We start from the raw sequence: 9,828 nt of genomic DNA, 5'->3' as shown, positions 1-9,828 counted from the left end.
AGGTTCCGCCACCCGCACCGCCAAGCAAAACGAGCCTGGAAGCCCCCTACCTCGTCATGCCGAGTACGTCGAGGGCGGTGTCTAGCTGCTCCAGCGTCAGCTTCCCCGCCTCCACGTGCCCCCGTTCGAGCACGACCTCGCGGATGGTCTTGCGCTCCTTGAGCGCCTGCTTGGCGATCGAGGCCGCTTCCTCGTAGCCGATGAACCGGTTGAGCGGGGTGACGATCGACGGCGAGCCCTCCGCATACTCGCGAGCCCGCTCGGCGTTGACCTGCACCCCGGCGAAGACCTTGTCGGCCAGCAGCCTGGACACCGCGGCCAGCAGCCGCGCCGACTCCAGCACGTTGCGCGCGATCACCGGCAGGTTGACGTTGAGCTGGAAGTTGCCCTGCGCGCCCGCGAAGGCGACCGCCGCGTCGTTGCCGATCACCTGCGCCACCACCTGCAGGGTGGCCTCCGGGATCACCGGGTTGACCTTGCCCGGCATGATCGACGAGCCCGGCTGCAGGTCCGGCAGCGCCAGCTCGGCTAGCCCGGTGCGCGGGCCGGAACCCAGCCAGCGCAGGTCGTTGGCGATCTTGTTCAGGCTGACCGCGACCGCGCGCAGGTTGCCCGAGGTCTCCACCACCGAGTCCTGGCTGGCCTGGGCCTCGAAGTGGTCGCGGGCCTCGGTCAGCGGCAGCCCGGTGACCGAGGCGAGCTCCGCGGAAACCGCCGCGCCGAAGCCGTCCGGGGCGTTGAGCCCGGAACCGACCGCGGTGCCGCCGATCGGCAGCTCGCCCAGCCTGCCCAGCCCGGCCCGCAGCCGCTCGACGCCGAAGCGGACCTGGGACGCCCAGGCGCCGGCCTCCTGCGCGAGCGTGATCGGCACCGCGTCCATCAGGTGGGTGCGACCGGACTTGACCACCTCGGTCCACTCCGCCGCGCGCCCCTCGATCGTCCCGGCCAGGTGCTCCAGCGCCGGGATGACGTCGGAGAGCACCGCCTCGGTCGCGGCGACGTGGATCGTGGTCGGGAAGGTGTCGTTGGACGACTGCGAGGCGTTGACGTGGTCGTTCGGGTGCACGTCGCGGCCCAGCGCGCGGGTCGCGAGGGTGGCGATGACCTCGTTGGCGTTCATGTTCGACGACGTGCCCGAGCCGGTCTGGAACACGTCGATCGGGAAGTGCTCGTCGTGGCGGCCCTCGGCGACCTCGTCGGCCGCGGCGGCGATGGCCTCGGACAGCTCGGGATCGAGCACGCCGAGCCTGCCGTTCACCCGCGCCGCGGCGGCCTTGAGCAGGCCGAGCGCGCGGATCTGCGCCCGTTCCAGGCCGCGTCCGGAGATCGGGAAGTTCTCGACGGCGCGCTGCGTCTGGGCCCGGTAGAGGGCGTCGGCGGGAACCCGCACCTCGCCCATCGTGTCGTGTTCGATCCGGTAGTCCTGTTCTGCCATGACGAAAGTGTGCCCCCGGCCGCGGGTCATGGTCAGTATGGCCGTGCCCACTCCGGACCGGGCCGGAGCGACGCGGCGGTCGCGCGCACGACGAAGGCGCCGGTCCGTGGACCGGCGCCTTCGATTTCGAAGCGGCGCAGCCGCTTGGCCCACGGGCGCAGCTTGCACCGCCACCGGCACCGTGCGCCAAGGTGAGCTCAAGGGACAGCCCCCGCGTCAGACCCCGGCGACCTGCGAGATCCAGTCGCGGTAGGCGGTGGCGTCGGTGTAGATCGACGGCGCCGTGCCGCAGACCGGGACCAGGCTGCCGAGGCGGCTGGTCACGCCGGTCAGCCGCCAGTTGCCGGGACCGCCCTCCAGCTGCGGGCCACCGGAGTCGCCGAAGCAGGCGTTGGACAGCAGCACCTGCTGGCTGCCGGTGCAGATCTCGGTCGGACCGTCGATGGCGCTCAGCGAGCACTGGGCGTCGTCGACGACCCGGGTGTCGAGCTCCTGCAGCCGCACGGGCGGCTCGCCGCAGCCGCGGACCGGGCAGGTCACGCCCCAGCCGATGATCCGCGACTCGGTGCCGACCTCGCCCGAGGCGTCGGCCAGCTGGACCGGCTCCTTCGACACGGCGTGGTCGAGCTTGAGCAGCGCGATGTCGCCGTTGGGACTCTTGGTCGCGTAGTCCGGGTGCACGACGATCTCGGCCACCCCGGCCTCCTCCCCGCCACTGGTGTGGTCGGGGCTGCCGATGCGCAGGCCGAGGTCGGCGGGGGCGACGTCCTGCACGCAGTGCGCCGCGGTCAGCGCCCACTCCGCGTCGATCAGCGAGGCACCGCAGCTGTGCTGGCCCTGGCGCTGCAACGAGGCCATCCAGTCGTACTGCTCGGTCGCCTCGTGACCCCCGACGATCAGCGCTCCGGGGTCGTCGGCGGGCGCTGCGGTGGCGGCCGGCGCCGCGCCGGCGGCCAGCGCCAGCGCTACCAGACCACCGAGTACAAGGGAAGTTCTACTCACGGGTTCTCCTCTCCCGCACGGACCCGTTTCGCAGAAGTTAAGGCGGTGTTTTCCCGGCCAGGTACCGCCAACTGCCGCTGGTTACTGGTCAGTACGGCGCAGGGGAAATCCCCGAGGTTCGTTCGGGTGGTGCGAGAAAAGGTCGTTCCGGGCGAACACGGCCTAACCTTGGAAGCGTCCACGTGCTACGACGAAGTGGGGTGGGCATGGACTGCGATGTCGATCTGCTCGTGGTGGGCGCGGGCCCGACCGGGCTGTTCGCGGCGTACTACGCGGGGTTCCGCGGGATGTCGGTGGCGGTGGTCGACTCGCTGCCCGAGCCCGGCGGCCAGGTCACCGCGATGTACCCGGAGAAGATGATCTTCGACGTGGCCGGGTTCCCGGAGGTGCGCGGCCGGGACCTGGTGGACGCGCTGGTCGCCCAGGCCGGTCAGTACGACCCGGTCTACCTGCTCGGCAGGCACGCCAGGACGCTGTCCGAAGTGGAGGGCGGGCTGCTGGTCGGCGTCGGCGAGCACGAGTCGGTCCGCGCGGGCGCGGTGCTGGTCACCGCGGGCATCGGCGAGTTCTCGCCCCGCCCGCTGCCCGCCGCCGACGGCTGGATCGGGCGCGGCGTCGTGCACTTCGTGCCCGAGCTGTCCGCCCACAGTGGACAGGACGTGGTGGTGGTCGGCGGCGGCGACTCCGCCTTCGACTGGGCGCTCGCGCTGCACCCGGTCGCGCGCAGCGTGGCGCTGGTGCACCGCAGGGCGCGGTTCCGGGCGCACCCGGGCCTGGTGCGCAAGGTCGAGGAGCTGGGCGTTCCGCTGATCACCGACGCCGAGGTCGCCGAGATCCGCGGCGACGACAGCGGGCCGCGGGAGGTGGAGCTGGCGCTGTCCGGCGACCGGCGGCAGGTGCTGCCCGCGCAGGCGGTGGTCGCCGCGCTCGGGTTCACCGCCGACCTCGGGCCGATCGAGTCCTGGGGGCTGGAGCTGGACAAGCGCACGATCCGGGTCGACACCACGATGCGCACGAACCGGGAACGGGTCTACGCGGCGGGCGACGTCGCCGCGTATCCGGGAAAGGTCAAGCTGATCGCCACCGGATTCGGCGAGGCCGCGACCGCGGTGAACAACATCGCCGTGGTGCTCAATCCGGACGCCCACTTGTTCCCGGGGCATTCGTCGAACATGGGGTGAGCGCCCGCTCGCGAATTCACCGTGGTCCCGGGCTGATCGGGGTGGCCCGGACGACGGGGTCAGGCGCCGCCGGTGTTCTGGTTGATCCAGTCGGTGAACGCGACCACGTCGGTGTAGATCGACGGGCCGGTGGCGCAGTTGGAGTCGTTGTTGCCCGCGCGGCTGGTGGCGCCGATCAGCTCCCAGTTGCCCGAGGTGCCCTTGATCTGCGGGCCGCCGGAGTCGCCGTAGCAGGCACCGGAGTCGCCGCCGGGGTTGTCGGTGCAGATCTCGCTCTCGCCGGTGATGCCGGTGCAGCTGCCGTCGTCGACGATCGAGGTGTCGAGCTCCTGCAGGATCGCGGGTGCGTCGCCGCCGGGGGCCGGGGTGGTCTGGCCCCAGCCGATGATCCGGGTCTTGGTGCCCGGGTCGCCGGACTCGGCCGCGATCTTGATCGGGGCGGACTGCACCGCGTGGTCCAGCTTGAGCAGCGCGATGTCGCCGGACTGGTGGACGATCACGTCCGCCACGCCGGCCTCCTCGCCGCCGCTGGCGTGCTCCTTGCTGCCGATGCGCAGGCTGAAGTCGGCCGGGCTGCCGCCCTGCACGCAGTGCGCCGCGGTCACCGCCCACTCGGGTTTGATCAACGACGCACCGCAGCCGTGGCCGCCGTTCATCTGCAGCGAGGCCATGAACGAGTAGTCCTCGGTCGCGTCGTGACCACCGACGATCATCGTGTCGACGTCGTCCGCGGAGGCCACCGCGGGCAGTGCGGCCGTGCTTGCGACGGCGAGAACTCCGATCAGAACGGAACGCTTCCGCATATCCGTTGAATCCTTCCGTGAATCCCCGGCGCCGGTCGCCGGATGGCCACAGACGGTATTCCGAACCACACGAAAGATGTACCCACTAAGGGAGGAAGACAGGTGATCCCTGTGTCCGTTGACCTAATCGGAACTCACCCCGGACGGGCCTCCGAACAGCCGCTTTCCAGGCGTTTCGCGCGGAACCCGGGAATTCGGGTTCCGCGCGAAACTGTGAAACGCGGGAAAAACTGCCGACCGGAAATCAGGGCAGAAGACCGTGCCTCGCGGTGTCCCCGTCGCTGCCGAAGTCCACGTTGGCGTACTCGCGGAGCTTGGACAGGCGGTGCGATCCGTCGATCATGCGGACGGTGCCGGACTTGGACCGCATGACGATGGACTGGGTGCTGCACCGGTTCGCGCGGTAGTGCACACCCTTGAGGAGCGCGCCGTCGGTGATGCCGGTGGCGCAGAAGAAGACGTTGTCGCCGCGGACGAGGTCCGAGGTGGTCAGCACGCGGGTGACGTCGTGCCCGGCGTCGGCGACCTTCTGGCGTTCGGCGTCGTCCTTGGGCCACAGGCGGGTCTGGATCTCGCCGCCGAGGCACTTCAGCGCGCAGGCGGTGATGATGCCTTCGGGGGTGCCGCCGATGCCCAGGAGCATGTCGACGCCGCTGTCCGGCCGTGCCGCGGCGATGGCGCCGGCGACGTCGCCGTCGGAGATGAACTGGATCCGGGCGCCCGCCTCGCGGACTTCCTTGACCAGTTGTTCGTGGCGGGGGCGGTCGAGGATGCAGACGGTGACGTCGGAGACGTCGATGTGCTTGGCCTTGGCGACGCGGCGGATGTTCTCGGCGACGGGGGCCGACAGGTCGACGACGTCGGCGGCCTCGGGCCCGACGGCGAGCTTCTCCATGTAGAACACGGCCGAGGGGTCGAACATGGCGCCGCGTTCGGACACGGCGAGCACGGCCAGCGCGTTGGGCATGCCCTTGCTGAGCAGGGTGGTGCCGTCGATGGGGTCGACGGCGACGTCGCATTCGGGGCCCTGGCCGTTGCCGACCTCCTCGCCGTTGAACAGCATCGGGGCTTCGTCCTTCTCGCCCTCGCCGATGACGACGACGCCGCGCATGGACACGGTGCCGATCAGCTTGCGCATGGCGTCGACGGCGGCGCCGTCACCGGAGTTCTTGTCGCCGCGGCCGACCCAGCGGCCCGCGGCCATCGCGGCGGCCTCGGTGACCCGGACCAGTTCCATGGCCAGGTTGCGGTCCGGTGCCTCGCGGCGGCTTTCGGTGCTGGATGTGCTCATCGCGCCTCCCGGTGGTGAGCGGGGTTCATCGGGTACTCACGGCCCGTCGGCGCGGGATCGATGCCGTCGCGCCCAGGCTCATTGCGCCCGATCTTCCCAGATCGGAGGTGCTGTCGGGGTCGCCAGTGGGCCAGCCCACTGCACCACCGACGAGTCCTCGCGCCGGTGAGCATGCGAGCCCGGCGGGCCGCGCGCAACAGCGCTCAGCCGGACGAGCCCGGCGCCCTACTCGTCCTCGACGGACGCGAGCGCGCGCTCCACGCGCTCCCGCGCGCCCGCGAGGTGCCGCTCGCACACCGCGGCCAGCGCCTCGCCGCGCTCCCACAGCGCGAGCGACTCCTCCAGCGAGAGGCCGCCGGCCTCCAGCTGCTTGACCACCGCCTCCAGGGCGTCCCTGGCCTGCTCGTAGCCCATCTCGGCCACGTCGGGGTGCGCGGCTACGGGGTCGAAGTGCTCGTCTTTCGGGTCGTGCTCACTCGTGGTCACGGGGTGGGACTCTCCAACTTGCTCCGCACGGACACCACCGCGGTGGCGATCGCCTGGTCGTAGCCGACGAATGCCTCGGCGAACTCGGCACCGTCGCCCTCGCGCACCGCGTCGTTGATCCGCAGCTGCGCCTCGGCGACCCTACGTCGGTGCACCGACCCGTGTCCGAACCACCACGGTTCGCCCACGTAGCCGGTGGTCGCCTCGGCCAGCGCGCGCAGCCGGGCCGGCAGCCCCCTGCGCTCGGCGGACTCGCAACCGCCGAGCAGCGCCGCCCAGCAGCCGGTCGCGGCCGACTCGGCCTCCTCGGCCCGCCGGCACACCGCGTCGGCGAGCCGACGCCGCTCGGGATCGTCCTGCTCGCCCGCGGCCGACCTGGCCACGCCCACGGTCAACGGGAGGAACGTGGGCTCCTGCCTCGGGTGCACCACCAGCCTCCGTCCTGATCGGCGAGCCCAGCGGACCGCCTGCGGTCATTCCGATACGACCGCGTATACCGCCCCGTCAACGACCCGGACCCGCAGTCGGGTTCCCGGCGGGGCCTCGTCGACCGATCTGAGCACCCCGTCCACTCCGTCCGGATCGGTGCGCTGCACGATCGCGTATCCGCGAGCAAGAGTGGCCGCAGGGCCGAGGGTCGTCAAGCTTGATCGGATCGCGGCCAGCGCGTGCCGCTCGTGGTTGAGCACCCCGGTCGTCGCCCGGCGGGCCCGGTCACGAAGCGCGGTGACCTGCTCCGACCTGCGGGCCAGCGGTCCGTGCGGGTCGGCCAGGACCGGCCTGCTGCGCAGCGCGTCGAGCAGCCTGCGCTCCCGATCCACCCATCCGTGCAACGCCCTGCGGGCCCGGTCCCGCAGCTGGTGGATCCGCCGGGTCTCCTCGGCGACGTCGGGGACCACCCGCTTGCCCGCGCCGGTCGGGGTCGAGCAGCGCACGTCCGCGACGTGGTCGAGCAGCGGCGAGTCCGGCTCGTGGCCGATCGCGCTGACCACCGGCGTCCGGCACGCCGAGACCGCGCGGCACAGCGCCTCGTCGGAGAACGGCAGCAGGTCCTCCACGCTGCCGCCGCCGCGAGCCAGGACGATCACGTCGACCTCCGGCATCCGGTCCAGCTCGCCGAGGGCGTCGAGGATCTGCGGCACCGCCGTCGACCCCTGCACCGCGACGTTGCGGATCTCGAACTGCACCGACGGCCAGCGCAGCCGCGCGTTGGTGAGCACGTCGTGCTCGGCGGCCGAGGCCCGGCCGGTGATCAGGCCCACCCGGTTCGGCAGGAACGGCAGCGGGCGCTTGCGCGCCGGGTCGAACAGGCCCTCGGCCTTGAGCAGCTGCCGCAGGCGCTCGATGCGCGCGAGCAGCTCGCCGATGCCGACCGCGCGGATCTCGTCGACCCGCAGGCTCAGCGTGCCGCGCCCGACGAAGAACGTGGGCTTGCCGTGCACCACGACCCGGCTGCCGTCGGTCAGCGGCGGATCCATCTTGCGCAGCAGCGACGACGAGCAGGTCAGCGTCAGCGACACGTCGGCGCTCGGGTCGCGCAGCGTGAGGAACGAGGTGGCGGCGCCGGGGCGGGCCGAGATCTGGGTGATCTGGCCCTCGACCCAGATCGTGCCGAGCCGGTTGATCCAGTCGGCGATCTTACGGGCCACCGTGCGGACGGGCCACGGCTCTTCGGGGCTGGTGGGGGCGCTCATCGCGAGGCAGGTTACTCGGAGCGCAGCCGTTCCAGGCGGTTGGCGAGCATCCGCACGAACTCCGGCCGGTTCCCGTGCGAGCGCTCGTGGTCGAGCAGCTCGGCCAGCTCCTCCGCGGTGAACGACCGCAGCCTGCCGCGCAGCTGCGGCAGGGTCAGCCCGTCGTACTCGGCGGTCGGAGACGGGTCCTCGGGCTCGGCGGTGTCCGGCTCGTCCTCGTCGAAGGTGGCCCACTCGGGCTGCTCCTCGTAACCGCGCAGTCCGGCGAGCGCTTCGTCACCCTTGATGGCCAGCTCGGTGACCTGCTGCTGCACCCGCATCGACACCTGCAGCGCCTGGCTGGCCAGCGTGATCGGCAGGCCCAGCAGGGTGGTCGGCAGCCTGCGGGTCTGCTCGACGGCGGTCGCCGCGAGCCCGGCCGCGACCCGCACCGGGAGGGGAAACGATGACATGCAGCCCAGACTGCCCGATCCGGACCGGCGTGGCCATGGTCCGTTGCCGCACCGTGCCCGGCTGACCGGCCGCCGGGTGGTCCGTACCCTGGGTGCCATGACGACCTCGCCCCGGGCCGCCGACCCCGCCAACCAGGACCGATCCGACAACCACGACCGATCGGCGAAGCGCGTGCTGCTGGCCAAGCCGCGCGGGTACTGCGCCGGTGTCGACCGCGCCGTGATCACCGTCGAGAAGGCGCTGGAGACCTACGGCGCGCCGGTGTACGTGCGCAAGGAGATCGTGCACAACAAGCACGTCGTGGAGACCCTGCGGGAACGCGGCGTGATCTTCGTCGACGAGACCGACGAGGTGCCCGAGGGCGCCCTGGTCGTCTTCTCCGCGCACGGGGTGTCGCCCGCGGTGCACGAGGAGGCCAAGCGCCGCAACCTGCGCACCATCGACGCGACCTGCCCGCTGGTGACCAAGGTCCACAAGGAGGTCAACCGGTTCGCCAAGGAGGACTACGACATCCTGCTGATCGGTCACGAGGGCCACGAGGAGGTCGAGGGGACCTCGGGCGAGGCCCCGGACCGCGTGCAGCTGGTCGACAAGCCCGAGGACGTCGACAAGGTCGAGATCCGCGACCCGTCCAAGGTCGTGTGGCTGTCGCAGACCACGCTCAGCGTCGACGAGACGATGGAGCGGGTCGACCAGCTCAAGGAGCGGTTCCCCGATCTGCAGGCGCCGCCCAGCGACGACATCTGCTACGCCACCTCGAACCGGCAGTTCGCGGTCAAGGCGATGGCCTCGGAGTGCGACCTGGTGCTGGTCGTGGGTTCGCAGAACTCCTCGAACTCCAAGCGGCTGGTCGAGGTCGCGCTGCAGGCGGGAGCCTCGGACTCGCACCTGATCGACTACGCCAGCCAGATCGAGGAGAGCTGGCTGGACGGGGTCACCACGGTGGGCGTGACCAGCGGTGCCTCGGTGCCGGACGTGCTGGTGATGCAGGTCCTCGACTACCTGTCCGAGCGCGGCTGGGGCGAGGTCGAGGAGGTCACCACGGCGAACGAGAAGATCGCCTTCGCCCTCCCGCGCGAGCTGCGCAAGGACCTCAGGGAGAACCCGGACGGCCCGAAGGGCGTCCGCTGAGGCGGACGGCTGTCCCAGGAGGGCCCGCGGTCGCGGGCCTTCTTTCGTTTCGGGGGATCGGGAAGCGCTGATGAACTACCCGACGGTCCGCACGGACCCGGAGGCCGACGCCGCCTACGTCGCGTTCGCCCGGATCGGACCGGGCGAGGCGGCCGAGCAGATCGTGGCCGAGGACCGCGACGGCAACCCGCTGGCGCTGCTCGACCTCTCGTCGAGCGGCCGGATCCTCGGCATCGAGATCCTCGGCGACCGCGACCGGCTGCCCGGGTCCTTCCTCGCCGAGCACCCGCCCGGCTCCGCCTAGTCGAACGAGTCGTCCCTGCGGGGCCTCCTCGGCCGCCGCGGCGGCTCC

11 protein-coding genes are annotated in these 9,828 nt (G+C 71.6%); 3 read left to right on the top strand and 8 right to left on the bottom strand.

What is annotated here, in order from left to right; all coding sequences use genetic code 11:
- Positions 1–46: 46 nt before the first annotated feature.
- Both ABD691_RS32555 and ABD691_RS32550 read right to left on the bottom strand, forming a co-directional pair.
- Positions 47–1,435 carry a class II fumarate hydratase gene (locus tag ABD691_RS32555; RefSeq protein ID WP_344686207.1) on the bottom strand — a complete coding sequence of 463 codons (1,389 nt, stop codon included), beginning with the start codon at positions 1,433–1,435 and terminating at the stop codon, positions 47–49.
- A gap of 216 nt (positions 1,436–1,651) precedes the next feature.
- On the bottom strand, positions 1,652–2,437 hold the full coding sequence (locus tag ABD691_RS32550) for a S1 family peptidase (RefSeq protein WP_344686206.1): 786 nt from the start codon (positions 2,435–2,437) through the stop codon (positions 1,652–1,654).
- Between the two features lie 206 nt (positions 2,438–2,643).
- On the opposite strand from ABD691_RS32550, the gene ABD691_RS32545 reads away from it, so the two are divergent.
- On the top strand, positions 2,644–3,618 hold the full coding sequence (locus ABD691_RS32545; RefSeq protein WP_344686205.1) for an NAD(P)/FAD-dependent oxidoreductase: 975 nt from the start codon (positions 2,644–2,646) through the stop codon (positions 3,616–3,618).
- A 59-nt stretch (positions 3,619–3,677) separates the two neighbouring features.
- Here ABD691_RS32545 and ABD691_RS32540 read toward each other — a convergent pair whose 3' ends face one another.
- From ABD691_RS32540 to ABD691_RS32515, 6 genes are all read right to left on the bottom strand, one after another.
- Complete coding sequence (locus ABD691_RS32540; protein ID WP_344686204.1) at positions 3,678–4,421, bottom strand: S1 family peptidase; 744 nt, start codon at positions 4,419–4,421, stop codon at positions 3,678–3,680.
- A 244-nt stretch (positions 4,422–4,665) separates the two neighbouring features.
- Positions 4,666–5,712: a class II fructose-bisphosphatase gene (gene glpX, locus ABD691_RS32535; protein WP_344686203.1), complete on the bottom strand. Its 1,047-nt coding sequence runs from the start codon at positions 5,710–5,712 to the stop codon at positions 4,666–4,668.
- Between the two features lie 225 nt (positions 5,713–5,937).
- Positions 5,938–6,135, bottom strand: coding sequence for an exodeoxyribonuclease VII small subunit (locus tag ABD691_RS32530; RefSeq protein ID WP_344686208.1), 198 nt, complete (start codon positions 6,133–6,135; stop codon positions 5,938–5,940).
- A 59-nt stretch (positions 6,136–6,194) separates the two neighbouring features.
- Positions 6,195–6,626: a hypothetical protein gene (locus ABD691_RS32525; protein ID WP_344686202.1), complete on the bottom strand. Its 432-nt coding sequence runs from the start codon at positions 6,624–6,626 to the stop codon at positions 6,195–6,197.
- A 45-nt stretch (positions 6,627–6,671) separates the two neighbouring features.
- On the bottom strand, positions 6,672–7,892 hold the full coding sequence (gene xseA, locus ABD691_RS32520) for an exodeoxyribonuclease VII large subunit (protein ID WP_344686201.1): 1,221 nt from the start codon (positions 7,890–7,892) through the stop codon (positions 6,672–6,674).
- An 11-nt stretch (positions 7,893–7,903) separates the two neighbouring features.
- Positions 7,904–8,344: a lipid droplet-associated protein gene (locus tag ABD691_RS32515; protein WP_344686200.1), complete on the bottom strand. Its 441-nt coding sequence runs from the start codon at positions 8,342–8,344 to the stop codon at positions 7,904–7,906.
- 97 nt (positions 8,345–8,441) lie between these two features.
- Here ABD691_RS32515 and ABD691_RS32510 point away from each other — a divergent pair, with 97 nt between their 5' ends.
- Both ABD691_RS32510 and ABD691_RS32505 read left to right on the top strand, forming a co-directional pair.
- Positions 8,442–9,476, top strand: a complete 1,035-nt coding sequence (locus ABD691_RS32510) for a 4-hydroxy-3-methylbut-2-enyl diphosphate reductase (protein ID WP_344686199.1) — start codon at positions 8,442–8,444, stop codon at positions 9,474–9,476.
- Positions 9,477–9,546: 70 nt separating this feature from the next.
- Positions 9,547–9,780, top strand: a complete 234-nt coding sequence (locus ABD691_RS32505; RefSeq protein WP_344686198.1) for a DUF2283 domain-containing protein — start codon at positions 9,547–9,549, stop codon at positions 9,778–9,780.
- Positions 9,781–9,828: the final 48 nt, after the last annotated feature.

The sequence above is a fragment of the Saccharopolyspora taberi genome, from assembly GCF_039534165.1.
GTDB lineage: Bacteria > Actinomycetota > Actinomycetes > Mycobacteriales > Pseudonocardiaceae > Saccharopolyspora_D > Saccharopolyspora_D taberi.
This window is presented reverse-complemented; position numbering and strand designations above follow the sequence as displayed.

Excerpts from the sequence above, each read along its gene's own strand:
- ABD691_RS32555 (WP_344686207.1), bottom strand. The coding sequence starts at position 1,435 with ATGGCAGAACAGGACTACCGGATCGAACACGACACGATGGGCGAGGTG.
- ABD691_RS32545 (WP_344686205.1), top strand. The coding sequence starts at position 2,644 with ATGGACTGCGATGTCGATCTGCTCGTGGTGGGCGCGGGCCCGACCGGG.
- ABD691_RS32540 (WP_344686204.1), bottom strand. The coding sequence starts at position 4,421 with ATGCGGAAGCGTTCCGTTCTGATCGGAGTTCTCGCCGTCGCAAGCACG.
- glpX (WP_344686203.1), bottom strand. The coding sequence starts at position 5,712 with ATGAGCACATCCAGCACCGAAAGCCGCCGCGAGGCACCGGACCGCAAC.
- xseA (WP_344686201.1), bottom strand. The coding sequence starts at position 7,892 with ATGAGCGCCCCCACCAGCCCCGAAGAGCCGTGGCCCGTCCGCACGGTG.
- ABD691_RS32515 (WP_344686200.1), bottom strand. The coding sequence starts at position 8,344 with ATGTCATCGTTTCCCCTCCCGGTGCGGGTCGCGGCCGGGCTCGCGGCG.
- ABD691_RS32510 (WP_344686199.1), top strand. The coding sequence starts at position 8,442 with ATGACGACCTCGCCCCGGGCCGCCGACCCCGCCAACCAGGACCGATCC.
- ABD691_RS32505 (WP_344686198.1), top strand. The coding sequence starts at position 9,547 with ATGAACTACCCGACGGTCCGCACGGACCCGGAGGCCGACGCCGCCTAC.